Annotated in this window: 26 protein-coding genes and 1 riboswitch; of the genes, 19 read left to right on the plus strand and 7 right to left on the minus strand. The window is 64.3% G+C overall.

The window, feature by feature from the left end:
• Positions 1–29 precede the first annotated feature (29 nt).
• Positions 30–1,439: a porin gene (locus tag ACZ5Y5_RS19475; RefSeq protein ID WP_464811614.1), complete on the plus strand. Its 1,410-nt coding sequence runs from the start codon at positions 30–32 to the stop codon at positions 1,437–1,439.
• Between the two features lie 87 nt (positions 1,440–1,526).
• Positions 1,527–2,309, plus strand: coding sequence for a formate dehydrogenase accessory sulfurtransferase FdhD (fdhD, locus tag ACZ5Y5_RS19480; RefSeq protein ID WP_464811068.1), 783 nt, complete (start codon positions 1,527–1,529; stop codon positions 2,307–2,309).
• 29 nt (positions 2,310–2,338) lie between these two features.
• Here the strand turns inward: fdhD and ACZ5Y5_RS19485 are convergent, their stop codons facing one another.
• Positions 2,339–3,934, minus strand: coding sequence for an alpha-amylase family glycosyl hydrolase (locus tag ACZ5Y5_RS19485; protein WP_464811069.1), 1,596 nt, complete (start codon positions 3,932–3,934; stop codon positions 2,339–2,341).
• A gap of 225 nt (positions 3,935–4,159) precedes the next feature.
• Positions 4,160–4,354: riboswitch (cobalamin riboswitch) on the plus strand.
• A gap of 167 nt (positions 4,355–4,521) precedes the next feature.
• On the opposite strand from ACZ5Y5_RS19485, the gene ACZ5Y5_RS19490 reads away from it, so the two are divergent.
• The 9 genes from ACZ5Y5_RS19490 (at position 4,522) to ACZ5Y5_RS19530 (ending at position 11,664) form a co-directional block, all read left to right on the plus strand.
• On the plus strand, positions 4,522–4,929 hold the full coding sequence (locus ACZ5Y5_RS19490; protein ID WP_464811070.1) for a DUF1636 domain-containing protein: 408 nt from the start codon (positions 4,522–4,524) through the stop codon (positions 4,927–4,929).
• Positions 4,926–5,942, plus strand: coding sequence for a nicotinate-nucleotide--dimethylbenzimidazole phosphoribosyltransferase (gene cobT, locus ACZ5Y5_RS19495; protein WP_464811071.1), 1,017 nt, complete (start codon positions 4,926–4,928; stop codon positions 5,940–5,942). Before ACZ5Y5_RS19490 ends, cobT begins: the two co-directional genes overlap by 4 nt.
• Positions 5,939–6,505, plus strand: a complete 567-nt coding sequence (locus ACZ5Y5_RS19500; RefSeq protein ID WP_464811072.1) for a histidine phosphatase family protein — start codon at positions 5,939–5,941, stop codon at positions 6,503–6,505. The genes cobT and ACZ5Y5_RS19500 overlap by 4 nt, the downstream gene beginning before the upstream one ends.
• Entirely contained in the window at positions 6,502–7,212 is a 711-nt protein-coding gene (locus ACZ5Y5_RS19505; RefSeq protein WP_464811073.1) for an adenosylcobinamide-GDP ribazoletransferase, read from the plus strand. Before ACZ5Y5_RS19500 ends, ACZ5Y5_RS19505 begins: the two co-directional genes overlap by 4 nt.
• Positions 7,209–8,186, plus strand: coding sequence for a threonine-phosphate decarboxylase (locus tag ACZ5Y5_RS19510; RefSeq protein ID WP_464811074.1), 978 nt, complete (start codon positions 7,209–7,211; stop codon positions 8,184–8,186). Before ACZ5Y5_RS19505 ends, ACZ5Y5_RS19510 begins: the two co-directional genes overlap by 4 nt.
• A complete protein-coding gene (cbiB, locus tag ACZ5Y5_RS19515) occupies positions 8,146–9,102 on the plus strand; it encodes an adenosylcobinamide-phosphate synthase CbiB (RefSeq protein WP_464811075.1) in 957 nt (318 codons plus the stop codon). Before ACZ5Y5_RS19510 ends, cbiB begins: the two co-directional genes overlap by 41 nt.
• Positions 9,099–9,638, plus strand: coding sequence for a bifunctional adenosylcobinamide kinase/adenosylcobinamide-phosphate guanylyltransferase (cobU, locus tag ACZ5Y5_RS19520; protein WP_464811076.1), 540 nt, complete (start codon positions 9,099–9,101; stop codon positions 9,636–9,638). The genes cbiB and cobU overlap by 4 nt, the downstream gene beginning before the upstream one ends.
• 337 nt (positions 9,639–9,975) lie before the next feature.
• Positions 9,976–10,266: an NAD(P) transhydrogenase subunit alpha part 2 gene (locus ACZ5Y5_RS19525; RefSeq protein ID WP_464811077.1), complete on the plus strand. Its 291-nt coding sequence runs from the start codon at positions 9,976–9,978 to the stop codon at positions 10,264–10,266.
• Positions 10,267–10,269: 3 nt separating this feature from the next.
• Entirely contained in the window at positions 10,270–11,664 is a 1,395-nt protein-coding gene (locus ACZ5Y5_RS19530; protein ID WP_464811078.1) for an NAD(P)(+) transhydrogenase (Re/Si-specific) subunit beta, read from the plus strand.
• A 139-nt stretch (positions 11,665–11,803) separates the two neighbouring features.
• Here the strand turns inward: ACZ5Y5_RS19530 and ACZ5Y5_RS19535 are convergent, their stop codons facing one another.
• The gene (locus ACZ5Y5_RS19535; RefSeq protein WP_464811079.1) at positions 11,804–11,971 is read right to left on the minus strand and encodes a hypothetical protein; all 168 of its coding nucleotides are present in this window, start codon (positions 11,969–11,971) and stop codon (positions 11,804–11,806) included.
• Positions 11,972–11,978: 7 nt separating this feature from the next.
• On the opposite strand from ACZ5Y5_RS19535, the gene ACZ5Y5_RS19540 reads away from it, so the two are divergent.
• Both ACZ5Y5_RS19540 and ACZ5Y5_RS19545 read left to right on the plus strand, forming a co-directional pair.
• A complete protein-coding gene (locus ACZ5Y5_RS19540) occupies positions 11,979–12,566 on the plus strand; it encodes a hypothetical protein (protein WP_464811080.1) in 588 nt (195 codons plus the stop codon).
• A 345-nt stretch (positions 12,567–12,911) separates the two neighbouring features.
• Positions 12,912–13,634 (plus strand): Crp/Fnr family transcriptional regulator, encoded by a 723-nt coding sequence (locus tag ACZ5Y5_RS19545; protein WP_464811081.1) that lies wholly within the window; start codon positions 12,912–12,914, stop codon positions 13,632–13,634.
• Between the two features lie 73 nt (positions 13,635–13,707).
• Here the strand turns inward: ACZ5Y5_RS19545 and ACZ5Y5_RS19550 are convergent, their stop codons facing one another.
• From ACZ5Y5_RS19550 to ACZ5Y5_RS19570, 5 genes are all read right to left on the minus strand, one after another.
• Positions 13,708–14,391 (minus strand): Ros/MucR family transcriptional regulator, encoded by a 684-nt coding sequence (locus ACZ5Y5_RS19550; protein ID WP_464811082.1) that lies wholly within the window; start codon positions 14,389–14,391, stop codon positions 13,708–13,710.
• Between the two features lie 467 nt (positions 14,392–14,858).
• The gene (locus ACZ5Y5_RS19555) at positions 14,859–15,134 is read right to left on the minus strand and encodes an HU family DNA-binding protein (RefSeq protein ID WP_464811083.1); all 276 of its coding nucleotides are present in this window, start codon (positions 15,132–15,134) and stop codon (positions 14,859–14,861) included.
• A gap of 628 nt (positions 15,135–15,762) precedes the next feature.
• Entirely contained in the window at positions 15,763–17,364 is a 1,602-nt protein-coding gene (locus ACZ5Y5_RS19560; RefSeq protein ID WP_464811084.1) for a phytoene desaturase family protein, read from the minus strand.
• Positions 17,365–18,579: an aromatic ring-hydroxylating oxygenase subunit alpha gene (locus ACZ5Y5_RS19565; RefSeq protein ID WP_464811085.1), complete on the minus strand. Its 1,215-nt coding sequence runs from the start codon at positions 18,577–18,579 to the stop codon at positions 17,365–17,367. It lies immediately after the preceding gene.
• Between the two features lie 39 nt (positions 18,580–18,618).
• Positions 18,619–19,602: a bile acid:sodium symporter family protein gene (locus ACZ5Y5_RS19570; RefSeq protein ID WP_464811086.1), complete on the minus strand. Its 984-nt coding sequence runs from the start codon at positions 19,600–19,602 to the stop codon at positions 18,619–18,621.
• Positions 19,603–19,671: 69 nt separating this feature from the next.
• Here ACZ5Y5_RS19570 and ACZ5Y5_RS19575 point away from each other — a divergent pair, with 69 nt between their 5' ends.
• From ACZ5Y5_RS19575 to ACZ5Y5_RS19600, 6 genes are all read left to right on the plus strand, one after another.
• The gene (locus ACZ5Y5_RS19575; protein WP_464811087.1) at positions 19,672–20,430 is read left to right on the plus strand and encodes an enoyl-CoA hydratase; all 759 of its coding nucleotides are present in this window, start codon (positions 19,672–19,674) and stop codon (positions 20,428–20,430) included.
• Positions 20,431–20,477: 47 nt separating this feature from the next.
• Positions 20,478–22,163 (plus strand): MFS transporter, encoded by a 1,686-nt coding sequence (locus ACZ5Y5_RS19580; RefSeq protein ID WP_464811088.1) that lies wholly within the window; start codon positions 20,478–20,480, stop codon positions 22,161–22,163.
• A gap of 89 nt (positions 22,164–22,252) precedes the next feature.
• A complete protein-coding gene (locus ACZ5Y5_RS19585) occupies positions 22,253–22,870 on the plus strand; it encodes a TetR family transcriptional regulator (protein WP_464811089.1) in 618 nt (205 codons plus the stop codon).
• Between the two features lie 136 nt (positions 22,871–23,006).
• Positions 23,007–23,918, plus strand: coding sequence for a sulfate adenylyltransferase subunit CysD (gene cysD, locus ACZ5Y5_RS19590; RefSeq protein ID WP_097093575.1), 912 nt, complete (start codon positions 23,007–23,009; stop codon positions 23,916–23,918).
• 105 nt (positions 23,919–24,023) lie between these two features.
• A complete protein-coding gene (cysN, locus tag ACZ5Y5_RS19595) occupies positions 24,024–25,937 on the plus strand; it encodes a sulfate adenylyltransferase subunit CysN (protein WP_201516032.1) in 1,914 nt (637 codons plus the stop codon).
• The gene (locus tag ACZ5Y5_RS19600; RefSeq protein ID WP_464811090.1) at positions 25,934–26,707 is read left to right on the plus strand and encodes a 3'(2'),5'-bisphosphate nucleotidase CysQ; all 774 of its coding nucleotides are present in this window, start codon (positions 25,934–25,936) and stop codon (positions 26,705–26,707) included. The genes cysN and ACZ5Y5_RS19600 overlap by 4 nt, the downstream gene beginning before the upstream one ends.
• Positions 26,708–26,720: the final 13 nt, after the last annotated feature.

Here is a 26,720-nt window from a genome sequence, read left to right on the forward strand (position 1 = left end):
CAGCTTTCAAGGTGGGCGGCGCGGCGTTGATGGTGAGCTTGCTCGCATTGATGCCGGAGGTGGCGCAGGCGCAAAGCAATGAAGCGCTGCAGCGCCAGATCGATGAACTCAAGGCGCAGGTCCAGGCACTTACCAACGCGCTCGCCGCCAGTAAGGGCGCAGCGCCCGTTGCTGCCGCTCCGGCCTCCGCCGTCCCCTCAGCGCCTGCGCCCACCGCGCTCGCCGCAGCGCCTGCTCAACCGCCTGCATCCACCCCGGCAGCGGCATCAGCGCCTGCGCCGAAGTCCAAGGCCTGGTATGAGCGGCTCTCGCTGCGCGGCTATACGCAGATGCGCTACAACGCCTTCCTATCGGGCGACGACACGGCCCCTGCCGGGCAATCCCGCCTGCGGTCTGTTCATGACAGCTCAATTTCCGACCGCGGCAGCTTCTCCCTGCGCCGCGCGCGCCTGGTTCTTCAGGGCGACATTTCCGACCGGGTTTCCCTCTATCTCCAGTCGGATTTCGCGACAGCCGTGAACAATCAGGCGGGCAGCGAACGCCGCGAACATTTCGTTCAGTTGCGCGACGCCTATGCAGACGTCTTCCTCGACAAGGCGAAGACCTTCCGCGTCCGTTTCGGCCAGTCGAAGGTGCCCTATGGCTGGGAGAATATGCAGTCCTCTTCCAACCGCCTGACGCTCGACCGCAGCGACGCGATCAACAGCGCCGTGCCCAGCGAGCGCGATCTTGGCATCGTCGGCTATTATACGCCGCCTTCGGTCCAGAAGATCTGGGACCGGCTGGGCCATGACGGGCAAAAGCTGTTCGGCAATTATGGCGCGTTCGGCCTGGGCGTGTTCAATGGCCAGGGCACCAACCGCACCGAACAGAATAGGGGCTTGATGAAGGTCGCTTTCGCCACCTGGCCGTTTGAACTGGACGGCCTGGGTGAGACATTCGCGGGCCAGGTGTTCGAAATCGGCGGCTCCGCGATGCTGAACGATGTTCAGCCTGAACTGCGCAGCGGTTCGGTCAGTGCGGTCGCCTATGACGACGATCGGGTCGGCATCCATGCCATGCTCTACCCGCAGCCCTTGGGCATTCAGGCCGAATGGAATTGGGGCAAGGGACCGGAGTTCGACCGCCTCAGCCAATCGATCGAAACGAAGAGGCTACGCGGCGGCTATGTCCAGGCGATGTATCGCCTGCCAACGGACTCGGTCGGCGTGCTGATCCCCTATGCCCGTTGGCAACATTATCGCGGCGGGTGGAAAGCTTCGACCAACGCCCCGCGCCTGGAAACCGACGAATTTGAACTCGGTGTCGAATGGCAGCCGTGGAAGGCGCTCGAATTCACGCTGGCCTACGCCCGGATGAAGCGCGCCGAAGCAGACGAGCGCCGCGTGGGTCGCGCCGAGGGCGACCTGATCCGCACGCAGGTGCAGTGGAATTATTGAACGGCGATCCCACCTTCGTCATCCCGAACCAAGCCGGGATGACGAAGGTCCATTGCCGTCGGTGTCCCCCGCCCCTAGATCGAAGGCATGCCTTCGCCCTTCTCCTTCACGCAGATCACGCCCGAGGGCACGGCAGCCGGAATAACCCGCGACCTCGCCGAGGAAGCGCCGGTAGCCCTGGAGTTCAACGGCGTAGGCTACGCCGTGCTGATGGCGACCCCTGCTGACATAGCCGAACTGGTGCAGGGCTTCGCCCTCGCCGAACGTCTGGTGAGCGCCGAAGACCCGCCGCTCGATATCGATGTCCACTCAACGACTGACGGCGTCATCGCGCGCGCCACTCTCCCGCCCGATCGGGTCGAGGGCCTGCTCGGCCGCGTCCGCCACCGCGTTTCGGATTCTTCCTGCGGCCTGTGCGGCGTGGAAAATCTGGAACAGGCGATCCGGCCGCTGCCGCTTGTCACGTCCCGTTCGCGGGCGGATCGCGCCGCCATCTTCCGCGCGCTTGAAACATTGTCCGTGCATCAGCCGCTCAACGCCCGCACCGGCGCCACGCATGCCGCTGCACTGGTTGGCGCCGATGGCGCGATCCGCCTGGCCTATGAAGATGTCGGCCGTCACAACGCCTTCGACAAGCTGATCGGCGCCATGCGTCGGCAGGGTCTGTCCTGGGACGGAGGCTTTGCGCTGCTCTCCTCACGCTGCTCCTATGAGCTGGTGGAAAAGGCGGCGCTCGCCAACTGCCCGCTGCTCGTCACCATCTCCGCTCCGACCCGATTGGCGGCCGAGCGAGCCGCGAGTGCGGGTCTGCCCCTCATAGTGCTGGCACGGCCGGACGCGATGCTGGCGACCGAAGATGGGATGATCTAACTAGGCTCCTGCCTTCGCAGGAGCACTGGTCATTCCTGTATCCACAAAGCGGAAAATGGCGGGAGCGCTCCAACCGTCGCTCCATTCACCGCCAGCAGAATTTCCCCGCTCACCGCCATCCCGTCAGGCCAAACGGCAACCTCTTTCGACAGATTGAACAGGCAAAGCAAATGCTGTCCCTGCGCTGCTCTACGGAAAATGAGCCTGCTGTCATCCGCCAGCAGCAACTCCATCGACCCATGTCTTAGCGCCGCATTCTCCCTGCGTAGCGCCAGCATCGCGCGCGTGAAGTTCAGCAGCGAGTCTGGATCACCCTCCTGCGCATCGACTGCCCTCGCGAGATTCTCCTCTCCCAACGGCAGCCAGGGCATCGCCGTGCTGAACCCCGCCTCGCTGGCGCTCGCTTCCCACGGCAGCGGCGTGCGCGCTCCGTCTCGCGACAGGGTGAGCGGCCAGTTCGCAATCGCCTCCGGGTCCTGAAGCCGCTCGAAAGGGATATCGACCTGGGTGATCCCCAGTTCTTCCCCCTGATAGAGGATCGCATTGCCGCGCAGCGCGACCAGCAGCGCCATCTTCACCCGCGCAAAGGCCGCCCGATCTTCCGCCGCGCACCATCGCGACAGGGCGCGCGGCGCATCATGATTTTCAAACGCCCAACTCGGCCATCCCATCTCGGGCTCATCCGGCCACCGCGCCACCGTCTCCGCGACCAGCGCGGGGGTCAGCGCTTCGGCATAGAGAAAATCGAAGCCATAGGCGCTGTTCAGCCGTTTTTCTCCGGACGTATAGGCTTTCATCTCCTCCTCTGCCCGGTTGCCGCCGACCTCGGCCATGGTGAAGATCGCGCCATAGCGGTCGGTGAGCGCCCGGATACGCTCGACAAAGCCCAGCATGTCCGGGTGCGATTGGCTGTAACGCCGGATCTGATAGTCGAACGGCCGGGTGCGGGGCTTGCCGTCATCGGGCGCGGGCGGATTGTCGCGCAGCATCGGATCGTGCATCGCATGGTTCAGCGCATCCAGCCGGAACCCATCGACGCCCCGCTCCAGCCAGAAGCGCATGGCAGCGAGCAGCGCATCCTGCACCTCCGGATTATGGACATTGAGCTGCGGCTGGCTGGCCAGAAACTGGTGCATATAATATTGTCGCCGCCGCGCGTCCCAGGTCCAGGCGGGGCCGCCAAACACTGATTGCCAATTGCAGGGCGGCGTGCCGTCGGGCTTTGGATCGGCCCAGACATACCAGTCGTGCCGGGCATTGCTCTTATTCTCCCGGCTTTCGCGAAACCAGTCATGCAGGTCCGATGTGTGGGCATAGACCTGATCGATCGTGACCTTGAGCCCCAATTCATGCGCCCGCGCCACCAGCGCGTCGAAATCCTCGATCGTGCCGAAGATCGGATCGACCCCGCAATAATCGGCAATGTCATAGCCGAAATCGCGCATGGGGGATGTGAAGAAGGGCGAAATCCAGATCGCGTCCGCGCCCAGCCGGGCGATATGCTCAAGCCGCCGCGTGATACCGGGCAGGTCCCCGATCCCGTCGCCATTCGAATCCTGAAAACTGCGCGGATAGATTTGGTAGATGACCGCGCCCTTCCACCAGGGCTGACCGGAATCGCTCATGGGTGACGCTCCCTTGCTGCAAATGCAGCATACACATGTCCCTGCCGTCATCTACCGCTTGCGAGCAGGCCGCCCCCGCTTTATCAGCAGCCCCGCGACAGGTTCCCGAGAGGGGACGAGAGCAACGCGCTTAAATGGATCGCTCAACCTCCGTTCGCCCTGTTCAAATGAGTCGCTTGCCTCATTCGAATGTCGAAGGGCGCGGGCGGGCTTCGACAGGCTCAGCCCGAACGGAAATGGGGTGATCATCTGAAGCGCGCTGCTCAAAGAGGGAAGTCGGGTGCAATACCCGCGCTGCCCCTGCAACTGTAAGCGGTGAGCGGACCGGCCACAGCGCCATTGGGACACAATAGTCCCGAGAAGGCGGCCGGAACGCACTGACCCGTGAGCCAGGAGACCTGCCTGCCGCAGTCGTTCTTCGACCGGACAGGGTGTGCCGGGCGAACGGGGTCCCCCTCGCGTAGCGACAGCCATCGCCTTTCCGGTTCGCCCCTGGCGTCACCGGCAAGGCTGTTTGCGGTTCGAAAAAGCGGGAGGACCCTGATGAAGGTCTTTCATGTGCATATGGTTATGAAAGGGCGCCGCTGATGTTGCGCTCCGTCGAAAATCAGGCGTCGGTGGTCGTCTGCTCGACATGCCGCCTGTCTCCCGACCAGCGGGAGGACGAGCAGGGCCGTCGCGGCGGCGCGCTGCTGGCCGAAGCGATGCGCGATCTCCAGGCGCAGGAGCCCGCCTACGCTGCCGTCTCCGTACAGGACATGCCCTGCCTCTTCGCCTGCCAGCGCCATTGCACCGTCCATGTGCGCGGACCCGGCAAGGTCGGCTATGTGCTGGGCGACTTCACGCCCGACGCAGACGCCGCCCGCTCTATCCTCGACTATACGCTCCGCCACGCCGCGAGCGAGGAAGGCGTCGTCCGCTATGCCGATTGGCCGCAGGGCGTGAAGGGCCATTTCATCGTCCGCACGCCGCCCGAAGGCTTCGTCTGCTCATGATCCGGTTCGAGGATGCTGCCGCCTTCACCCGCGCCCTTGCGACCCTGCCGACGGCGGATGCAAACGCCATCGAAGCCGCCGCCGCCCGCCAGGCGCAACTCACCAAGCCCGCCGGCTCGCTCGGCCGGCTGGAGGAAATCGCGATCTTCATGGCAGGCTGGCAGGGCGCGGAGCGTCCCCGCGCCGACCGCATTCGCGCCGCCATATTCGCGGGCAACCATGGCGTGGCGGCGCGCGGGGTCAGCGCTTTCCCTGCAGCCGTCACCGCCCAGATGGTCGCGAATTTCCAGACGGGCGGCGCGGCGATCAACGCGCTCGCCGCCGCCTGTGGAGCCGAGCTCTCCATCGTCCCGCTCGACCTTGACCGGCCGACTGCGGACATCTGCGAAGCCCCGGCGATGAGCGAGGCGGAATGTCTCGACGCCCTCAACGCAGGCGCGGCCGTGGTCAAGGCAGGCACCGACCTGCTGTTCGTCGGCGAGATGGGCATCGCCAACACCACCCCCGCCGCAGCATTGTGCGCGCAATCCTTCGGCGGCCTGGCCAGCGACTGGATCGGACGCGGCACCGGCATCGATGAAGAGGGCCTCGCACGCAAGGCTGACGCGGTTTCTCGGGCGCTCGCACTCCACGGCCCCCATTGCACCAGCGCCTTCGAAACGCTCCGCCGTATTGGCGGGCGGGAGATCGCCGCTATGGCCGGGGCCGTACTCGCCGCGCGCCAGTTGAGCGTGCCCATGCTGCTCGACGGTTTCATATCCTGCGCAGCCGTCGCCCCGCTCGCCCGCGACAATCCCGCCATCACCGCGCACTGCCTCGCCGCCCATGTTTCGGCCGAAGCAGGTCATGCGCGGCTGCTGGCCATGCTGGGCCTCAAACCGCTGCTGCATCTCGACATGCGCCTTGGCGAAGGCAGCGGCGCGGCCGTCGTGGCGCAGATCGTCCGTTCCGCGCTCGCCGCGCATGGGGAGATGGCGACCTTCGCGGAGGCCGCCGTCGCAGGCGCGCTGTGAGCAGCTTCACCCTCCACCTGATGCGCCATGGCGCGCCGCAGACGCCGGGCCTGCTGCTCGGCCATACCGATACGCCGCCTGATCCTGACGCGATGCAGCCATGCCTGAACCGCGCCCGCGCCATCGACTTCACCCAACTGCTCAGCTCCGACCTCAGCCGTGCCCACGACCCCGCCGCGCTCATCGCGGCAGAGCGCGCACTGCCTCACCATGCCGACCCCCGCTGGCGCGAACTGCATTTCGGCGCATGGGAAGGGGCGGCCCCGGCCGAACTTCCCGCGTCCGACATCGGCCGCTTCTGGGAAGCGCCCGACGAAAACCCTCCGCCCGGTGGAGAGCGCTGGTCCGACCTCCGCCTCCGCGTCGAAAGCGCCATCGTCAACATCAACCAACCCACGCTGGTACTCAGCCATGCCGGGGCGATGCGCGCCGCGCTGACGCTGCTTTGCGGCTTTACCTATCGCCAATCATGGGCGATCGACCTGCCCTATGCCGCGCTTGTGTCCCTGCGCGTCTGGCGGGGCGAGACGCTGAACGCCCAGATAACCGGGCTCGTCACATGAGGCGCTTCGTCCTCGCCCTGCAATTGATGACCAGCCTGCCGCTTCCCCCGGTCAAGGCGGATGAGAAGGATTTCGCCGCCGCGATCCGATGGTTTCCTGCTGCCGGTGTCGCCGTTGGCGGAGCGGCAGCGGCGGCAATGACGCTGGGCTCGCGCGTCGATCCATGGGCGGCTGCCTTGTTCGCCCTGCTCGCTTGGGTCGCCGCAACGGGCGCGCTCCATCTCGACGGACTTGGCGACATCGCGGACGGAGCAGGCGCGGCCCATGGCGACCGGACGAAGCTTTCCGCTGTGCTGGCCGATCCGCACATCGGCAGTTTCGGCGTCGTCGCCATCATCCTCCAGTTGCTGACGAAATTGGTGCTGCTGCGGCTCTGGGCGGGCATGCTGCCGGCCTGGGGCCTGATCCCGCTCGCCCTGATCGCGCGGATCGGCCCGCTCGCCTGGACGCTCTGGCTCCCGCCGCTGCATGAAGGCCTGGCCAGCCGTTTTCGCGACGGGATCAGGCCAGCGCATCTGATAGCATGGTCCGCACTTGGGCTCGCATTCTGCTCCCTCCTGCCTGCCCTGGCATTTGCTGCGCTGCTGATCCCGCTTTGGGCATGGTGGCTGCGCAGCCGGATCGGCGGCATTTCGGGAGACGGTCACGGCGCGGGCATAGAAGTGATCGAAAGCGCGCTGCTCGCCGCACTGGTGCTGGCGCGATGAGCGATATCTTCCGCTGGCATGGCGGCCGCCTCGGCGACGCGCGCGCTCATTATGGCGCGGGCGCTGAGCCATGGATGGATCTTTCAACGGGCATAAACCCGCAACCTTGGCCCGGCTTCGCCCATGTCGCGCCCGATTGGCACGCGCTTCCCGATCCCTCGGCGCTCGCCGATCTGGAGGCCGCCGCCGCCAGCCATTTCAGAACGGAAGCTGCCCATGTCTGCGCGCTCCCCGGCAGCGAAATCGGCCTCCGCCTGCTCGGCAAGCTGCTGGACCGGCCAGGTTGCCACCTCATCCCCTCCTACCGCACGCACGCCGCCGCCTTTCCTCAGTCCATTCCGCTCCCGACGGCGGACGAAGCGCCGCCCGGCACGGCCTTGCTTCTCGCCAACCCAAACAACCCCGATGGCCGTCTCTTCCCGCCCGCACGCATGCAGGCGCTTCTCGCCGATCAGGAGGGAAAAGAAGGCTGGCTGATCGTCGATGAAGCCTTCGCCGATTGTCTTCCGGGAACCAGCATGGCGGGCGAAGTGGGGGAGGGCAGGCGGCTGATCATCCTGCGCTCCTTCGGCAAATTCTTCGGCCTGGCCGGTCTTCGCCTCGGCTTCATGATCGCGCCGCCCGCAATCATCGCCGCTTGCCGTCAGATGCTCGGCGATTGGCCCTTGTCCGCTGCGGCCATCGACTTCGGCCGCGCAGCCTATCGCGACCGGGGCTGGATCGAACAGACCATCGCCACTCTGCGGGACCGCGCCGTTCAACTCGACCAGCTGCTGGCCCGCCACGGCTTGGCGGTGCAGGGCGATTGCCCGCTCTTCCGCCTGGTGGAGACGCCGGGCGCCGCCACCCTGTTCGACACACTCGCTCGTCAGGCGATCCTTACCCGTCCGTTCGAACATCAACCCCATTGGCTCCGTTTCGGGCTGCCGGCAGATGCCGCCGCCATGGCCCGGCTGGACGCGGCTCTTGGTTGAACTCACCGCCTTGATGCTGGACGCAGCGCTCGGCTGGCCCGCCCGCCTGCATGCGCGCATCGGCCATCCTGTCGGCCTGTTCGCCGGGATCATCGCCACCTGCGAGCGCCGCTGGAACCGCCCCGGCCGGGGGAGACGTCTCGGCGGCGTCGCGACCTTATTGCTGCTCCTGATCGTCGCCGCTGGGGGCGGATGGGTCATCGAAATCGCCATCCGCCGCTTGCTCGGTCCCTGGGCCTGGGCCGGTCTTGCGCTCGCCGCCTGGCCCGCGCTCGCGCAGCGCAGCCTGTTCGATCATGTCCTGCCGGTGATCAGGGCGCTTGAAGCAGGCGACCTCCCCGCCGCGCGGCAGGCGGTCAGCATGATCGTCGGCCGTGATACTGCCGCTCTCGATGAAGCGGGAACGGCCCGCGCCGCCATCGAAAGCCTTGCCGAAAGCTTTTGCGACGGGATCGTCGCGCCGCTTTTCTGGCTGGTTGTCGGCGGCCTGCCGGGCATATGGGCCTATAAGGCCGTCAACACCGCCGACAGCCTGATCGGCCATCGGGAGGAGCCCTTCGCCGCTTTCGGCTGGGCGGCGGCCCGGTTCGATGATCTGCTCAACCTCGCTCCCGCGCGCCTTTCCGCTGTCCTTCTTTGCATCGCAGGCGGCGGGGGCTGGCGCATTCTCTGGCGCGATCATGCCAGTCACGCATCGCCGAACGCCGGGTGGCCGGAAGCCGCCATGGCAGGCGCGCTCGACGTCCGCCTCGCCGGGCCGATCCACTATGACGGTGTGCGCCATGAAAAGCCATGGATCGGCGGGGAGGGGCGCGACGCTACTTCGGTGACGGCCCGCGCGGCGCTTGGCCTCTATGTCCGCGCCTGCGCCTTGCTCTGGCTGGTCACCGCCTTGATAGGAGGAGTCCGTTTATGACCGCTTTCCGTCGCCTTCTGGTGCTGGGCGGGGCGCGCTCGGGCAAGAGCCGCCATGCCGAGGCGCAGTGCGAAGCCATGCCCGGCGCGCTCAGCTATATCGCCACGGCTCAGGCTTTCGACGCGGAAATGACCGACAGGATCGCCGATCATCGCGCCCGCCGGGGCCCCCGCTGGCAAACCGTGGAGGCCCCGGTGGATCTGCCCGCCGCCATTCGCGCCGCCGACGGCTCCGGCGCAATTCTGGTCGATTGCCTCACCCTCTGGCTTTCCAACCTGCTGTTGGCCGATGAAGATATCGCCCGTTGGGCCGGCTCGCTGGTCAGCGCCATCGATGAATGTGTCAGCCCGATCGTCTTCGTTGCGAACGAAGTCGGCCTTTCGATCGTCCCTGAAAACGCATTGGCCCGGCGGTTCCGGGATGAAGCGGGCCTGTTGAACCAGCATGTTGCGGCCGCTTGCGACACGGTGTTGTTCGTCGCGGCGGGTCTGCCCTTGCATCTCAAGCGGGAAGGGTGCCCGTCAGGACAGCTCTAGAAACTGCACCCTAGTTAAAATTGCAGGTAGGGGCGGTGCAGGTGGTTTGCAGGGATAATCAGGCCGTGGCCTGCTCATATTCCAAATGAAGTAGGCGAGCTTCGATGTTTACCCGCATGGACGGAATAAATTCATTGCGCGAATCGACGGCGTGATATTTGGGTGCGATCGGCTTGCCTGTGGTCAAATGGATCAATATGGGACGGCCCAATAATGCTTGGAGGGGTTTTATGGGAACCAGCGATCATGGCAGGGACAATATGTCCCGGACCGGGGGGAAACGGAAGACCGCCAGTGTCTCGACCGGGTTGCGGCTCCTGGACAGGGGATATAGCAAGTGAACGCTCTTAACGCAGATTATCTGTTCGTCTTCATATTGGCGGCTTTCGTCGGTTTTCAGCTGATCAAGAAAGTGTCGCCGCTGCTGCACTCGCCGCTGATGTCGCTGACCAACGCGATCGCGGCTGTGGTCATCGTGGGGGCGATTACGATCACGGGTGAAGAAGGCGCGACGCCTCTCGCCAAGACGCTGGGCTTTGTGGCCGTGTTCTGCGCGACCGTGAATCTGGTCAGCGGTTTCATGATCACGGATCGCATGCTCAAGATGTTCAAGCCGCGGGGGAAGTAACCGATGGACGCTTTCGTTCCTTTCGCGGCGATTGCCGCATCGACCCTGTTCATCCTCTCGCTGATGTGGATGAGCCATCCTTCGACTGCCCGGCGCGGCGTACGCGCGGGCGAGATCGGCATGGTCATCGCCATCATCGGCGCCCTCGTCCAGCATGAGGTCGTCGATTACAACCTGATCATCATCGCCATGATTGCAGGCGCGGCTGCGGGTATCCCGATGGCGCTCCTCATGCCGATGACGGCGATCCCGCAGCGGACCGCCATCTCCCACGCCTTCGGCGCGCTCGCCGTTGGCCTCATCGGCGCGGCTGAATATTATAAGCATGCCCATGCCGAATATGCGGGCAGCTTCGTGCTGTGGGCGCTGATGTTCGAAATGGCGCTGGGTTTCCTGACCTGCACCGCTTCGGTCATCGCCTTCGCCAAGCTGCAAGAACTGATGGGCAGCCGTCCGGTGTCCTTCCCCGGACAGCGCATCGTCAATGGCGGTGTGGCGCTGGCAGCGGTGGTAATCGCGATCATGCTGGCCCTCGACCCCACGCAGACCTGGCTGTTCCCGGCCTTCGTCGCGCTGGCGCTGCTCTTCGGCATCCTGCTCGTCATCCCGATCGGCGGCGCGGACATGCCGACCGTCATCGCGCTGTTGAACAGCTATGCCGGTCTTGCCGCATCGGCCATGGGCTTCGCGCTCGGTAACAAGCTGCTGATCGTCGCAGGTGCGCTTGACGGCGCGTCGGGCTTCATCCTCGCGGTCATCATGTGCAAGGCGATGAACCGCAGCTTCGCGAACGTCATGTTCGGCGGCTTCGGCAATGTCGTGGCGGGTGCTGCTGGCGGAAAAGACGACCGCGTCGTCCGCTCCGCCTCGGCCGAGGAAGCCGCGATGCAGCTGGAAAATGCCAGCACCGTCGTCATCATCCCGGGCTATGGCATGGCCGTCGCCCAGGCGCAGCACAAGGTCAGCGAACTGTACCAGGCGCTCACCAAGAAGGGCGTGGACGTCAAGTTCGCGATCCATCCGGTTGCGGGCCGCATGCCCGGCCACATGAACGTGCTGCTGGCTGAAGCCAATGTGCCCTATGAGCAGCTGGTCGATCTGGACGACATCAACCCCGAACTGCCGCAGGCGGACGTCGCCGTCATCATCGGCGCGAACGACACGGTGAACCCTTCGGCGCGCGACGATCCCAAGAGCGCGATCGCGGGCATGCCGATCATCGAGGCTGACCGCGCCAAGTCGGTCTTCGTCATCAAGCGCTCGATGAACGCGGGCTTCGCCGGGATCGACAATCCGATCTATTATAACAGCAACACCCAGATGCTGTTCGGCGACGCCAAGGACATGGTCGGTTCCATCGCGAAGGAACTGAGCGGCGGCGGCAGCGGCCTCCACTGAGCCGAACGGTAGCCACCGACAAAAGAAAAAGCCCGCTGCCCCAAAGGTAGCGGGCTTTTTCGTCGCCCAAATTCATCCCATCACGGGATGGGGAGGGGCACCTGCCAAGGGCCGGTGGAGGGGTAGAGCGGCCGGGCAATCACGCCGCTCCGATCGCCTCGCCCCCACGCCCTTCCACACCGCCAATAACTCCCCCACAAAGTGCCCACCATGACACTTTACCCTCCGGCAAAGTGTCATCCGCGACAAAAGCGACCAGTTCGCCACGCAAGGGATTCACATTGGCCCCCACCTGTGCTTGATTCATCCCCGTTATGTTTCATGGTTCGATCAAGCCCCGCTCCCCCGGCGCCGGAGATCTCTCCGCCCTGCTGGACCGGCTTGCCCACGCCAGCACGCGCCCGCGCTACGCCTTCATGCTACTGACCCTGATTGCGGAAGTCGCGCGTCCGGACGGCAGCGCCGGGCCGCTGGTGGCGAAGGATGGGGCGGTGCAGCCGCTGCGGGACTGGCTGTGCGATGCGCTGACGCCGATGGGCGGACGCGACCCGCGCCGCCTGGCGCTCGCCGCCCGCGTGCGTACCGAACTGGCGGGGCAGGGCGCCTTGCCAGCCGATCCGCAAGCCGCCAGCGTCGCCGTCGAGGAACAGGTAAAGCTGCGCGTCCGCGCCTCGGGCAAGACCAATCTCAGCCGCGCAGTATCGGAAATGGTCGCCGCCGGACTCCTGCGCCGCCACTATCAGGGTTATCGCGTCGATCATCATAATCGCGGAGCCCAGCGGCAGGCGGTCTATACGTTGACTGGCCTTGCCCGCATCCTGATCGCGCCCGCAACGCCTGTTCCCCTGGCGTCTGCTGCGCCCCCGCCCAGCCGCCCGCGCCAAGGCGAACTGAGCCTTTAAAACCAGCATCCCGAATGGCCTGACCGCTTTTCCCTTGGCTTTTGCGCGGCAGGGGCAGACACTTGCCTGAGAAATAGCAGCGTGGGGTCTCGAGTCTCCGGTCAGGGAGATGGTTATGAACGACGTGACGCTCGGCGTAGCGAACAGCAGTCGCCATCTTCTGCAGATCGCAGGGCCGCCCGGAAAGGCACATCATTCCCCGCATCCACGGCCCCCCGCTACGGACAAGGCCCCCCGCCTCTGCAACCCGCGCCTCGCACTTGAGCACAGCAGGCCGCAGTGCCGGGCCGGTCGCACTCTGCCGGATACGCCCGCCCGCCAGCCGCCGCCGTTGGCCGCGCAGCCATGAAAGTCGCGCCCCGCCTCACTCGGCAAAGCATACCCGCCCTTCGCCGCTTGGCGGCATTAGCCCCGCTCGACCGGCAGTCGGACGCGGCACTTTCCGACGCTGCCATCCGCATGCGCAGCGTGAAACCGGGACAGGAATTGATCGCCCATGGCGCGGCCGTTCCCGGTCCGTTGATCATCCTTAACGGCTGGGCGGCGCGCTCGCGGATACTGGCTGACGGACGGCGGCAGATCATGAGCTTCATCCTGCCAGGCGACCTTATCGGCAACTGCCGTCAGAGCTGCCCCTTGTCGCTATCCAGCATCGTCGCGCTGGGAGCCGTGACCCTTTGCCACGCGCCGCCCGTGACGCCCGCGCTGGAGCAGGTCTATGCCGTCAGCCATGCGCTGGACGAAGCCTATCTGCTGGCCCAGATCACTCGCCTCGGCCGCCTCAGCGCGGAGGAGCGGCTGATCGATCTCATGCTGGAATTGCATGACCGGCTCGCGCTCGCTGGCCTCGCTGACGAGGACAGCTTCGCCTGGCCGCTCACTCAAAGCGCCCTTGCCGACGCGCTTGGCCTCACGCCGGTCCATGTCAATCGGACGCTTCAGCAATTGCGCGGGCGGGGCGACGTGACCCTGCGAGCGGGCCGTCTGCAGTTGATGGACCCGCATCAATTGGCCAAACGGGTCGGCCATGCAACTGCTCGCGTGACAGGCAGCAGCGACGCGACCTGACCGGCGCAGGCTTCCATCGGAACTGCCGGAGAGGGATCGCCGCACCAAAGGCGGCGGCCCCAATCGCAAAAGTTTAAGCGGCGGGTTCGGCCGGAGCCGGCGCAGCCTTCGCCCGCGGCTTGCGCGGAGCCTTGTCGGCCTTGGCCGCGCTCTTCGGCGCAGCGCCGCCAGCCGCATCTGCGGCCTTCGCGGCAGGCTTTGCAGCAGCCTTGGGCGCTGCCTTCGCAGGCTTCGCCGCCTTGGCCTTGCTCGCCGGAGCCTTGGCGCCGCCCTGAGCGGCAGCAGCCTTGGGCGCAGCCTTCACCTCCGCATCGGCTGGCTTGGGCGCCGCAGCCTTCTCTGCCGGGGCAGGCGCTGGCTTGCGGCCCAGGCCCAGACGGGTTGCGACCGCACGGCGCGCTTCGGAATAGCTCGGTGCGACCAGCGGGTAGGATTTGGGCAGATTATAGCGCTCGCGATATTCATCGGGCGAAAGGCCATGGGTCGCCAGGTGCCGCTTCAGCGTCTTGTAAGGCTTCCCGTCGATCATGCTCAGAATATGTTCAGGCGAAGACAGGCTTTTGCGTACCGAAACGGCGGGCGTATAAGTCGCCGCCTGCGCTTCGGCAGCATCTGCCGCCGGATCACCAGTCAAGGCAGAGCGGGTGGAGCGGATCAAATCGGCCAGGCTTTCGCTGGGAAGCGAATTGTTGGAGACAAACGCACTCAATAGCTGAACCGTGAGCGTCGTGATGTCGGGCTGCGTATTTTCAGACATTGGCGCGCTTCTCCACACAGAATAACGAGGCGGTCCTTCTGCGCCCTTTGCATTCAAATGTAAATCATCTTTACCGGACGCGTCTCGGGCATATCTGTCCCTTTGAAGGACGCTTCTGATCTTCGGTCGCCGCCATGATCAGATCCACCTGCCGATATTGGTAAATTTCATTGTCGGCATGATATCGCAAGATGTCGCTTGTCCCGCGTCCTGGCCACTATTGTCGCGCGACTGGCGCCATGCCCACCATGTCCTCAAGGTCCATTCCCAAAAGGCCCGCGAGCAAAAAAAGGCCGGTCCCGAAGGACCGGCCAGCTGAGTTTTTAGGAGAGGATGCCTGAAAGGCAGGGGCGCCTCTGGCCCAGCTCGCTTCTCCTGACAATTGTTTAGATCGGCAGTTCGATTGCGTGTCACGCAATCGCAATATTTGGCGGCGCCCGCTTCACCCGGAAGGGGCGCGCAGCCATTTAGCCGTTCAGCTGATCCTTGACCGCCTTTGCGGGCGTGAAGGTCAGCTTCTTCGAAGCGGCGATCTGGATAGCCGCGCCGGTCGAAGGATTGCGGCCTTCACGTGCCGGCTGGTCCTTCACCTTGAACTTCCCAAAACCGCTCAGCGAAACTTCTTCACCCTTGGCGGCGGCGCCAGCGATCGCGGCAAACACGCCGTCAACATATTTGCGAGCATCAGCCTTGGTCAGGCCATGTTCAGCGGCGACGGCTTCGGCGAGTTCGGTATTGTTCATGGATCGTCTCCCTTTCGTGGACGACGGGTCTTAACCTGTCTCAGCGCGCGCAACTAGGGGGGTTTTTGCCGATTAACTCATATTTTCGGCCCGGATTCGGTATAATTCAGACGCTTTTGCCCTCCCAAGGCCCGTCGGGGGTCTCCGAGTCTCCCTCCTCCACGTCATCCTGAACCCTCGCCTGGCGAACGTAGGAGAAGGCGTTCAGCCAGTTGCGGGTCACGTGTTTCACGCAGAGCCGCAGAGACGCGGAGGCACATAAAAGCCCTGATTGTCGTTCCGATTTTCAGGGCAGAGGCAGTCAAAGCACCTCGCGCTGTTCAACATATCTCCGCGCCTCCGCATGAGGTTTGTTGGCGCAGAGCCCGCAGCGACAAAGTTGAAAGAGATATGTTCTCCCGCGCTGATCTCGACCTCCGTTCGTTTCGAGCGAAGCCTGTCTTCAGCATCGTCGAAGGGTCGAGAAACAGATAGCGCTGCCGCAGCCCCTATCGACATCGCCCGCAACGCACGGATCAAATCGAATCCTCTTGATCTGAAGGACAATGCCCCGCGGACGACTATCGCGAATATTGACAGGCTCCGCCCCAAATCTTTGCGGTCTCTGCGTCTCTTCGTGAACCAAAAATTACCGCCCGAACAACCGCCCGGCCAAGGCCCCATCCTTCAACACCACCCGCGCCGCATTATGTCCGGGCGCGCCGCTCACGCCGCCGCCCGGATGCGTGCCCGCACCACACATATAAAGCCCTTTCAGCGGCCCCCGATAAGCCCCATGGCCCAGCACCGGCCGCGCTGCCCATAGCTGATCCAGCGTCATCGCCCCATGCATGATGTCTCCGCCGGTCAGCCCAAATTTTCGCTCAAGGTCCAGCGGCGACAATATCTCCCGCGCTATGACGGACCGCGCAAAGCCCGGCGCATACGCCTCCACCGTCGCGATCACATCGTCGGCCGCCGCCTCGCGCGCGTCGTCCCAACTGCGCCCATCGGGCAGTTCCGGCGCGAACTGCTGGCAAAAAAGGCTCGCCACATGAGCGCCCGGCGGAGCGAGGCTGTCGTCGATGATCGACGGGATCAGCATTTCGACGATCGGCTCGCGCGACCACCCTCGCGCCTTTGCGTCGGTAAAGGCCCGGTCCATATAGTCCATGGTCGGTGCGATGATGATCCCGGCCTCCAGATGCTCGCCCTTGCCCGGCAGGCAGCTAAAGTCGGGCAGCGCCGACAGTGCCACATTCATCCGGAAGCTGCCCGATCCCGCCCTGTACCCCCGGATGCGCTTTACGAAATCGGCGGGCAGGTCGCTCGGCGCCAACATCCGCTCATAAAGCAGCTTCGGCCCGACATTGGCGATTACGGTTCCGCCCATCACCTCTTCGCCGCTTTCCAGCCGCACGCCCACCACGCGCTGGCCATCGACCAGGACGCGCGCGACCGGCGCTTCCAGGCTGATCTCCACGCCCATGGCCGCGACCACCCGCGCCATGATCTGCGTGATAGCGCCCATCCCGCCGACGCAATGGCCCCACGCGCCCTTCTGCCCGTTCACCTGGCCAAAGACATGGTGCAGCAGGACATAGGCGCTGCCTGGCGTATCGGGCGACGCATAATGGCCGACCATCGCGTCGAAGGCGAAGGCCGCCTTCACCGCCTCGCTTTCGAACCAGCCATCCAGAAAGCTGCGCGCCGACTTCAGGAACAGGTCCAGCACGTCGCGCTTCTGCTCCAGCGACAGTGCGCCCACGCGCCGCCCCTGCGTCAGCGCGGCCATGACCATCGACATGCCGTCGCCGGCATTGGGCGGCACCTTCAGCATCATGTCGCGCAGCAGGTCCGCGACTACCTCCAGCGCATCCAGATAGGCGGGCAGGGCTGCCGCATCCTTCGCGCTGAACTTGGCGAACTCCGCCTGCGTTCTTTCCAATCCCCCGCCGACCTTCAGATAGCGTCCATCCGGTTGCGGCAGGAAATTGGCGATAGGCCGTTCGATCACGCGATAGCCATGCGCGGCCAACTGCATGTCCTCGATCACTTTTGGATGCAGCAGGCTGACCGTATAACTTGCCACCGAATTGCGGAAACCGGGGTGAAACTCCTCCGTAACCGCCGCTCCGCCGACGATATGCCGCCGCTCCAGGATGCGCACCCTGTACCCCGCACGCGCCAGGTAAAAGGCGCAAACCAGTCCATTGTGCCCTCCGCCGATGATGACCGCGTCGTAACGCATTTATCTCCCCTGCCGCTTGGGGGAGGGGCCGGGCGTAGGCATGCCCCACTCACCACATTCCATTCGTTTCGAGCGCAGCCGAGAAACCTCGTCCCCCAAAGTCTCCGGAAAAGCCCGCCTCATGCGCGCACAAAAATGCCGCAGCGCTACCTCCTCCTCACTCACCGGCCCCGTCGAAAAGCTCAGCGATCGCAATCCCGCCTGCACCCGCTCGATCAAGCCGCGATCCTCCACATTGACCTGCCGATTGATCCGCCAGTTCAGATAGCGCGCCGCCCGCATTTCCCGCCGCTGATCCGGAACCGCATAGGCGATCTCCCGGATCAGCGTCTGCGTCGGCGACACCGGCAGCCACTGCATGAAGTCGATCTGGTCCGGATAGATGTCGAACGCCATGTTTGGCCACAGCTGGATATAGGTCCAAAGCCGTTGCCGTTCGGGCGGCAGGTGGGGCGCTTCAGGCAGGAAATGCTGATAGGCCCGTTCCGTCGCATTGCTCGACGGCCGCGCCGTGATCGTCCCGCTCATCCGGCAGGCATGCTCGCTTGCCTCGACCCTGTAGCTTTCGCCGAACAATCGCTTCAGTCCCGGATGCGCCACCCCGATATGCAGCACATCGCAATAATTCTCGCCAATGATCTTCCAGTTCACGGCCCGCGGCCGCAATGTCACCCTCCCAAGCGCCCGCAACTGATCGAAGCGATAGCCGGAAATCTCCGCCGCGTAGGGCGCCAGCATCTCCGCCACCGAAGGCCCGCCATCATCTTCCAGCCGGACGAACAGGAACCCATGGAAATTCTCGACCTGGACACTGGTCAGCCCGAGCCGCGCCATATCCAACTCGCCATAGCTCGCTTTGCCCGGCACGCCGGTCAGCCGCCCAGCGCTGTCATAGGTCCAGCCATGATAGGGGCAGGTCAGCCGCTTCGCGCATCCGCTCGTGCCATCTATGATCCGCGCGCCCCGATGGCGGCAGACATTGGTGAAGGCCCGAACCGTACCATCTTCGCCCCGGATCAGCAGGACGCTCTCGCCTAGATAATCGATCGTCAGATAATCGCCGTGCTTCGGCAAGTCACTTTCATGCCCCACGATCTGCCAGGATGGGCGGAATATGCGGGCAGTCTCCAGCGCGAAGAAATCCGGGTCCCGATAGGTCCAGGCTGGCAGGCTCCATCCTTCCAGACCCATCCCGAACCCTCCCGGCTGCTTCATTTATACATATGTATAACAGCCAAGGCGGTCCAGACAATTTTAATTCGCTAATTCATTCACCACTTTGGCATAGCGCCGCGCCAGCCAGGCGCAGACCATCAGCTGAATCTGATGAAACAGCATCACCGGCAATAATATCGGCCCCGCCGCACTCGCCGGAAACAGTACGCCCGCCATCGGAACGCCTGTCGCCAAGCTCTTCTTGGACCCGCAAAATTGCAGCACCACCGCATCCTCGCGCGACAGCCCCAGCATCCGCCCCAGCCCCCAGGTGAACAGCAACACCACCATCAGGATCGCGATCGATAGCCCCGCCAGCAGCAGCAACTCCCCCCGCGAAACCTTGTGCCACAACCCCTCGACCACCGCCGCGCTGAACGCGGAATAGACGATCAGCAGGATCGATCCCCGATCCACTCGCCCCAGCATCCCCCGGTGCCGCTCGACAAAGCCGCCGATCCAGGGCCGGGCCAGATGCCCAAGCAGGAAGGGCAGCAGCAATTGCAGCACGATCCCCTCCACCGCCGATAGCGAAATCAGGCTGCCCGTCCCACCGCTCACACTCTTCTGCATCAGCAGCGCCACCAGCAACGGCGTCAGCACGATGCCCATCAGGTTGGAAAAGGACGCGCTCACAACCGCCGCCGCCACATTGCCCCGTGCGATAGCCGTGAAGGCGATCGACGATTGCACCGTCGATGGCAGCAGCGTCAGGAACAGCAGCCCCGCCCGCATCGGCGCGGGGATCGCCTCCACCTGCTGCGCCGCCAGCCCGATCAGCGGAAACAACGCAAATGTCGTCGCCAGGGTCGCAAGATGCAGCTTCCACGCCTTCGCCCCGCTCCAGATCGCATCGCGCGACAGCTTCGCCCCATGCAGAAAGAACAGCAGCACGATTCCTGCATCGGCGGCGATGCCAACGATATGCGCCCCTTCGTCCCGCGCAGGAACGAAGGAGGCCAGCGCCACCATAGCGATCAGCATCAGCAGAAAAGGGTCGGCAAATTCCCGAAGACGGCTCATTCGCGCGGCTGTAGGCAGTCTTGCAGGAAAAGGATAGACGCTGCCATTGCGTGAGAGATGGAGAGGATCATGAGCGACGGGATTGAGTTGGTGGAGCAGGGCGGCGTCCTGGAAATCCATATCGATCGGCCGGACAAGAAAAACGCACTGACCGCGGCCATGTATCATGTCATGACGGCCGCACTTGCCGAGGCGTCGGCCCGCGCTGACATCGGCGCAGTGTTGATAACGGGCAGGGGAGATGCCTTCTGCGCCGGCAACGACCTCAAGGATTTCACCAGAGGTCCTGAGGGCGGTGAAGCCGCCTTCGCCTTCATCCGCGCCATCGCCAGCTTCGACAAGCCGATCATCGCTGCCGTTCAAGGCCTTGCCGTTGGTGTAGGCACGACCATGCTCTTTCACTGCGACCTCGTCTATGCCGCGCCCGACGCGCGTTTCATAATGCCCTTCGTCAACCTCGGCATCGTGCCGGAAGCAGGCTCCAGCCTTCTCGCACCGGCGACCATGGGCTATGCCAAGGCGGCCGCTATGCTGCTGCTAGGCGAGCCCATGGATGCCCAAACCGCCGACCGCGCCGGGCTCGTCACGGCCATCGTCGCCGCCGAAAACCTCCTCGACCATGCCCGCGCCAAGGCGGCGGCGCTGATGAGCAAACCGCCCCAGGCCCTGGCGGCTACCCGGCGCCTGTTGAAAGGCGACCAGACCATGCTGCTCCAGCGGATCGACGAGGAAGCCCGTCTCTTCCGCGACATGCTGGGGTCTCCCGAAGCGCAGGAAGCCTTCACTGCCTTCTTCGAAAAGCGTGCCCCGCTGTTCCGCCGCGATTGAACCGGCATGGAGGTTGCGGCATTGAAGATCGAAAAGGGGGAAGGGTGATGAACGAAAAGGCGCAGGGCATGCCGGAAACCGCGAGGGCCGGCAGCCGCTTCACGCTGTTGGAGCCGCTGCGCCAGCGGACCTATCGCACGATCTGGATCGCCAGCCTCTTTTCCAACTTCGGCCAGTTGATCCAGGGCGTGGGCGCAGCCTGGCTGATGACGCGGCTGACATCCTCGCCCCAGATGGTGGCGCTGGTGCAGACGGCCATCATGCTGCCGCTGATGCTCGTTGCCCTTCCGGCCGGGGCGATCGCCGACATGTTCGATCGGCGCAAGGTGGCGCTGACGGGCCTCGCCTTCGCCTGCGCCATGGCGATCTGCCTCACGCTGCTCGCCTGGGCGGGATTGATCTCGCCCTGGATATTGCTCCTATTCTGCTTCCTGATCGGCGCAGGCGTCGCTTTGTTCGCCCCCGCTTGGCAGGCGTCCATCGGCGAACAGGTCAGCGAGGAACATCTGCCTGCCGCCATAGCGCTCGGATCGATCAGCTATAATGTGGCGCGCAGCTTTGGCCCGGCTATAGGAGGCATCATTGTCGCCGCCTTTGGGGCGATGGCGGCCTTTGCGGCCAACGCGCTCTTCTATTTGCCCTTGGTCCTGGCCTTCCTGCGATGGGATCGCGCCCACAAGCCCTCCCGCCTGCCCCCCGAGCGGATCGACCGCGCGATCGTATCGGGTGTCCGCTATGCCCTGCACTCGCCTCCGATCCGCGTCGTTCTGATCCGCACCCACGTCGTGGGACTGGCGGGCGCTTCCGTGTCCGCATTGACGCCGCTGATCGCGAAGGATCTGTTGCAGGGCACGGCGGGCACCTATGGCCTGTTGCTGGGCGCCTATGGTGTGGGCGCAGTGATGGGCGCGATGGGGCTGGACCTCGTCCGGCAAAGGCTCCGGCCGGAACAGGCGGCGCGCCTGCTGGCAGTCCTGCTGGGCGCCATGATTGTCCTTGCGGGTATCAGTGCGCATGTTGTCCTGACCTGTGCCGCATTGATGGTGGCCGGTGCGGCCTGGATGATCCTGGTCGCGCAGTTCAACGTCGCCGTACAGATGTCCGCCCCCCGCTGGGTCACGGCGCGGGCGCTCGCCTGCTATGGATCGGCGTTGACCGGCGGCCTTGCGATCGGCGCATGGGGCTGGGGGGCGGTCGCCGGAGCATTGGGGACGGGCGAAGCGATGATCCTGTCGGGTGCGGCAATGGCGCTCAGCGCCTTGTTGGGCTTCGTCATCCCCTTGGCCCGATCGCTGCCCGATGGACTGGAAGAAAGTGTCCTCAGCCATCAGCCTCAGGTCGGACTGGCTCTCACCCCGCGAAGCGGCCCGATCATCATAGAAATTGATTATCGCGTCGATCGGGATCAGGCGCGGGACTTCTACGCCGCCATCCAGAAGGTGCGCAGCGCGCGCCTGCGCAGCGGCGCATTCGGCTGGTCGGTGGCGCGTGATATCGCCGATCCGGAGCTTTGGACCGAACATTATCACTGCCCGACATGGGGAGATTATCTGCGCCAGCGGGACCGCATGACGATCGCGGACCGGCAGATGGAGGACGCCGTCAACATATTCCACATGGGCAGCAATGAGGGCCGGGTTCGGCGGCGGCTGGAAAGGCCGACGGGTTCAGTGCGATGGCGCGCCGACACGCCTGACCGCCGCGACGAGGCGATCGATATTTTCTATCGATAGATCATGATGATAGGGGTCCGGTGTGCAGCTTTCGTTGTGAATGTCGGCGGGGACGCTAGAGTTCGCCTGGTTCAATGTTGGAGAGTGGCATGCCAAGGCAGGCAAAACGGACGGTCGGGCGTCCCCGGAGGCTGACTCTGGACGCAATCGTCGATGCAGCCTGTGAAGTCGGCATCGCGAAACTGGAAATGAGCCTGGTCGCCGAAAGGCTGAACACAGGCGTGGCAACGCTCTATGGCTACGTACGGGGGCGCGACCATCTGCTCGAGCTCGTCGCCCAGCGTCTGGTGGGGCAGGCGCTTATCAAGGATGAAGGGCAGAGCTGGCAAGACATCCTGCGGGAACATGCGACGCTGACATATCGGCTGTTCCGTTCGCTGCCCCATCTCATCACCAATTTAATGGCCAAGGATGTGAAGCCCAATTTCGAATATTCGATCCGCGTCCTTGCAATGCTGGAAGATCGAGGAATGCCTTCTTCGGCGGCCAGCAACGCCTATGTTGAGGTTAACCAGGTGGTGATCGGTGCTGCGGTCAGCATGATCCGGCGCGAAGCGCTGGATGAAATGTCGATTGCGGCGGGCGGGTCGCGCATTCCGTTTCCGGACCGCGTCGGCGATTTCAATCCTACTTTGGAAAGAATCATCGCCGGCTACGAAGCCGAACTCGGCATCGGCGAAGGCGACACTCCGGCGCTGTCTGCGTGACGGACAGTTGTCGCCCCGCCGTTTGAAAAGAAGAGGCTTCAGGGCCCCAAAAATCACTTTCACCTTCTCTCCCATATGGGAGGTTTGATGATTCGCGCCTTCTGTCATTCGAAAGGTCGAAAGGCTGGAAAAGACGATGACAGACAATAACACGCTCACCCACCTGGCGCGCCTGGAAGCGGAGAGCATTCATATTTTGAGAGAGGTTGTGGCTGAGGCTGAAAAGCCGGTCATGCTATATTCCGTGGGCAAGGACAGCGCCGTGATGCTGCACCTCGCCCGCAAGGCATTTTATCCTTCGCCGCCGCCATTCCCCTTGCTCCACGTCGATACGACCTGGAAGTTCAAGGCGATGTACGACCTGCGCGACCGCATGGCGCGCGAGAGCGGCATGGAACTGCTGGTCTATCAAAATCCTGAGGCGAAAGAGCGGGGGATCAATCCGTTCGACCATGGCCCGCTGCACACCGACATGTGGAAGACCGAAGGTCTGAAGCAGGCGCTCGACCTCTATGGCTTCGACGCCGCTTTCGGCGGCGCGCGCCGCGACGAGGAAAAGAGCCGCGCGAAGGAGCGCATCTTCTCCTTCCGCACTGCTTCGCACGGCTGGGACCCGAAGAACCAGCGTCCCGAACTGTGGAACCTCTACAACGCCAAGAAGAACAAGGGTGAGAGCATCCGCGTCTTCCCGATCAGCAACTGGACCGAGCTGGATATCTGGCAATATATCCACCTCAACAATGTGCCGATCGTGCCGCTTTACTTCGCGCAGGAACGGCCCACGGTCGAGCGCGACGGCATGCTGCTGATGGTGGATGACGAGCGCTTCCCGCTGAAGCCGGGCGAAGAGCCGGTGATGCGCTCGATCCGCTTCCGGACGCTCGGCTGCTATCCGCTGACCGGCGCGGTGGAGAGTAACGCGCAGACGCTGCCGGAAGTCATTCAGGAAACGCTGCTGACCACCACATCCGAACGTCAGGGCCGCGCCATCGACAAGGACGCGGGCGGCGCGGGCATGGAGAAGAAGAAGCAGGAAGGCTACTTCTGAGGAGAGCCGTAATCCCAGCGGAGGCTGGGATCTCAGGCGCCAAGGCAGAACCTTTCCCCAGATCAACGAGATCCCCGCTTTGGCTGGGATGACGGGACAGATGAAATGACCGACACTCTCGACGAACCCATTTACAAGACCGATGCCCTCATTGCCGAGGATATCGACGAATATCTGAAGGTGCATGAGCACAAGACGATGCTGCGTTTCATCACCTGCGGGTCGGTGGACGATGGCAAGTCCACGCTGATCGGCCGCCTGCTTTATGACAGCAAGATGATCTTCGAGGATCAGCTGGCAGCGCTGGAGGCGGACAGCAAGCGCGTGGGCACGCAGGGGCAGGAGATCGACTTCGCCCTTCTGGTCGACGGCCTCGCCGCCGAGCGGGAACAGGGCATCACGATCGACGTCGCCTATCGCTTCTTCGCCACCGAAAAGCGCAAGTTCATCGTCGCTGACACCCCCGGCCACGAACAATATACGCGCAACATGGTGACGGGCGCTTCGACCGCGGACCTCGCCGTCATCCTGATCGACGCGCGCAAGGGCGTGCTGACGCAGACCAAGCGTCACAGCTATCTGGCGCACCTGATCGGCATCAGGAATATCGTGCTGGCGGTGAACAAGATGGATCTGGTCGATTACGACCAGGCGGTCTTCGACGGCATCGTCAAGGACTATACCGAATTCGCGCGCTCCATCGGCATCCAGCATTTCGTGCCCATGCCGATTTCGGGCTTCAAGGGCGACAATATCACTGGCCCCTCGGAAAACACGCCCTGGTACAAAGGTCCGTCGCTGATCACGCATCTGGAGACTGTCGAGGTCAACAGCGCGACCGACGCGGAAAAGCCTTTCCGCATGCCGGTGCAATGGGTTAACCGCCCGAACCTCGACTTCCGCGGCTTTTCCGGCCTGATCGCGACCGGCACGGTGAAGCCGGGCGACGCCGTGCGCGTGCTGCCTTCGGGGAAGACCAGCACCGTCACCCGCATCGTCACGCTGGATGGCGATCTTGAGGAAGCAGTGGCGGGCCAGTCCGTGACCATCTGCTTCGCCGATGAGATCGACTGCTCGCGCGGCGACGTCATCGCACTCGCCGACAATCCGCCGCAGGCCGCCGACCAGTTCGAAGCGACCATCGTCTGGATGGCGGACGAGGAAATGCTGCCGGGCCGTCCCTATTGGCTGAAGGTGGGGACGCAGACCGTCACCGCGACGGTGCAGCAACCCAAATATCAGGTGAACGTCAACACGATGGAGCATCTGGCGGCCAAGACGCTGGACCTGAACGCCATCGGTGTCGCGAACCTGTCGACCGACAAGCAGATCGTGTTCGAGCCTTATGAGCAGAACCGGACGCTTGGCGGCTTCATCCTGATCGACAAGATCACCAACGCCACCGTGGCTGCGGGCATGCTGCACTTCTCGCTGCGGCGGGCGCAGAATGTCCACTGGCAGGCGACCGACGTCACCCGCGAATTCCATGCGGGCCTCAAGAACCAGAAGCCTGCCGTGCTGTGGTTCACCGGTCTGTCGGGCGCGGGCAAGTCGACCATCGCCAACCTTGTCGAAAAGAAGCTGGCGCGGATGAACCGCCACACCTTCCTGCTCGACGGGGACAATGTCCGCCATGGCCTCAACAAGGACCTGGGCTTCACCGATGCCGACCGTGTGGAAAATATCCGCCGCGTGGGCGAAGTTGCGAAGCTGATGACCGATGCAGGTCTGATCGTCATCACCGCCTTCATCTCGCCCTTCCGTTCGGAGCGCGAAATGGTGCGGCAGATGATGCAGCCGGGCGAGTTTGTCGAAGTGCATATCGACACGCCACTCGCCGAAGCAGAGGCGCGCGACGTCAAGGGTCTCTACAAGAAGGCGCGGTCGGGTGAACTCAAGAACTTCACCGGCATCGACAGCCCCTATGAGCCGCCGGAGGATCCGGAAATCCGCATCGACACCACGTCGCTGACGGCGGACGAGGCGGCCGACCTCATCATCGCGAGGCTGATCCCATGAGCGAGGCGATGAGCGATGGCGATCTTGCCGCGCACCTCGCCGAGGTCGCGGGCCGGATTCTGATCAACGTGCGGGCTTCGGGGCTGTTCAGCCCCAAGGCGCTGGGCAAGGCGGGCGATCAGACCGCCAACCAGTTCCTCGTCCACGCTCTGCGGGAGGTCCGTCCCGAAGACGGCCTCCTGTCGGAGGAGGAGAAGGACAATCCCGAACGGCTCGCCAAGAGCCGCGTCTGGATCGTCGATCCGGTCGATGGCACCCGCGAATATGGCGAAGAGCGGTCCGACTGGGCGGTTCATGTCGGCATGGCTGTCGATGGCGAGGCCGTGCTGGGCGCGGTCGCGCTGCCGGGCCTCGACCTCACCGGCGCCGGAGGCGGCACCGTGTTGCGGTCCGATCAGCCGCGCCCGCTGCCGCCCACGCCCGAAAAGCTGCGCATGGTCGTGTCGCGCACCCGCCCCGCGAAGGAAGCGGTGGCAGTCGCCGAACGGCTCGACGCGGAGCTGGTGCCGATGGGTTCGGCAGGGGCGAAGGCGATGGCCGTGATCCTGGGTCAGGCGGACATCTACCTCCATTCCGGCGGTCAATATGAATGGGACAGCATGGCCCCGGTCGCGGTGGCGCAGGCGCACGGCCTGCACTGCTCGCGCATCGACGGCAGCCCGCTCATCTATAATCAGCAGGACGTCTATCTGCCCGACCTGCTGATCTGCCGGAAGGAACATGCGCAGCAGGTGCTGGGCCTGATCGCAGAGGTGCAGGTCGACGCCTGACGGAGGGACTGGG

The sequence above is a fragment of the Sphingobium sp. TomTYG65 genome (assembly GCF_055395525.1).

Coding starts and splice junctions, on each gene's coding strand:
- ACZ5Y5_RS19475 (WP_464811614.1), top strand. CDS start 30: ATGGTGAGCTTGCTCGCATTGATGCCGGAGGTGGCGCAGGCGCAAAGC.
- fdhD (WP_464811068.1), top strand. CDS start 1,527: ATGCCTTCGCCCTTCTCCTTCACGCAGATCACGCCCGAGGGCACGGCA.
- ACZ5Y5_RS19485 (WP_464811069.1), bottom strand. CDS start 3,934: ATGAGCGATTCCGGTCAGCCCTGGTGGAAGGGCGCGGTCATCTACCAA.
- ACZ5Y5_RS19490 (WP_464811070.1), top strand. CDS start 4,522: ATGTTGCGCTCCGTCGAAAATCAGGCGTCGGTGGTCGTCTGCTCGACA.
- cobT (WP_464811071.1), top strand. CDS start 4,926: ATGATCCGGTTCGAGGATGCTGCCGCCTTCACCCGCGCCCTTGCGACC.
- ACZ5Y5_RS19505 (WP_464811073.1), top strand. CDS start 6,502: ATGAGGCGCTTCGTCCTCGCCCTGCAATTGATGACCAGCCTGCCGCTT.
- ACZ5Y5_RS19510 (WP_464811074.1), top strand. CDS start 7,209: ATGAGCGATATCTTCCGCTGGCATGGCGGCCGCCTCGGCGACGCGCGC.
- cbiB (WP_464811075.1), top strand. CDS start 8,146: ATGCCGCCGCCATGGCCCGGCTGGACGCGGCTCTTGGTTGAACTCACC.
- cobU (WP_464811076.1), top strand. CDS start 9,099: ATGACCGCTTTCCGTCGCCTTCTGGTGCTGGGCGGGGCGCGCTCGGGC.
- ACZ5Y5_RS19530 (WP_464811078.1), top strand. CDS start 10,270: ATGGACGCTTTCGTTCCTTTCGCGGCGATTGCCGCATCGACCCTGTTC.
- ACZ5Y5_RS19535 (WP_464811079.1), bottom strand. CDS start 11,971: ATGAATCAAGCACAGGTGGGGGCCAATGTGAATCCCTTGCGTGGCGAA.
- ACZ5Y5_RS19540 (WP_464811080.1), top strand. CDS start 11,979: ATGTTTCATGGTTCGATCAAGCCCCGCTCCCCCGGCGCCGGAGATCTC.
- ACZ5Y5_RS19545 (WP_464811081.1), top strand. CDS start 12,912: ATGAAAGTCGCGCCCCGCCTCACTCGGCAAAGCATACCCGCCCTTCGC.
- ACZ5Y5_RS19550 (WP_464811082.1), bottom strand. CDS start 14,391: ATGTCTGAAAATACGCAGCCCGACATCACGACGCTCACGGTTCAGCTA.
- ACZ5Y5_RS19555 (WP_464811083.1), bottom strand. CDS start 15,134: ATGAACAATACCGAACTCGCCGAAGCCGTCGCCGCTGAACATGGCCTG.
- ACZ5Y5_RS19560 (WP_464811084.1), bottom strand. CDS start 17,364: ATGCGTTACGACGCGGTCATCATCGGCGGAGGGCACAATGGACTGGTT.
- ACZ5Y5_RS19565 (WP_464811085.1), bottom strand. CDS start 18,579: ATGAAGCAGCCGGGAGGGTTCGGGATGGGTCTGGAAGGATGGAGCCTG.
- ACZ5Y5_RS19570 (WP_464811086.1), bottom strand. CDS start 19,602: ATGAGCCGTCTTCGGGAATTTGCCGACCCTTTTCTGCTGATGCTGATC.
- ACZ5Y5_RS19575 (WP_464811087.1), top strand. CDS start 19,672: ATGAGCGACGGGATTGAGTTGGTGGAGCAGGGCGGCGTCCTGGAAATC.
- ACZ5Y5_RS19580 (WP_464811088.1), top strand. CDS start 20,478: ATGAACGAAAAGGCGCAGGGCATGCCGGAAACCGCGAGGGCCGGCAGC.
- ACZ5Y5_RS19585 (WP_464811089.1), top strand. CDS start 22,253: ATGCCAAGGCAGGCAAAACGGACGGTCGGGCGTCCCCGGAGGCTGACT.
- cysD (WP_097093575.1), top strand. CDS start 23,007: ATGACAGACAATAACACGCTCACCCACCTGGCGCGCCTGGAAGCGGAG.
- cysN (WP_201516032.1), top strand. CDS start 24,024: ATGACCGACACTCTCGACGAACCCATTTACAAGACCGATGCCCTCATT.
- ACZ5Y5_RS19600 (WP_464811090.1), top strand. CDS start 25,934: ATGAGCGAGGCGATGAGCGATGGCGATCTTGCCGCGCACCTCGCCGAG.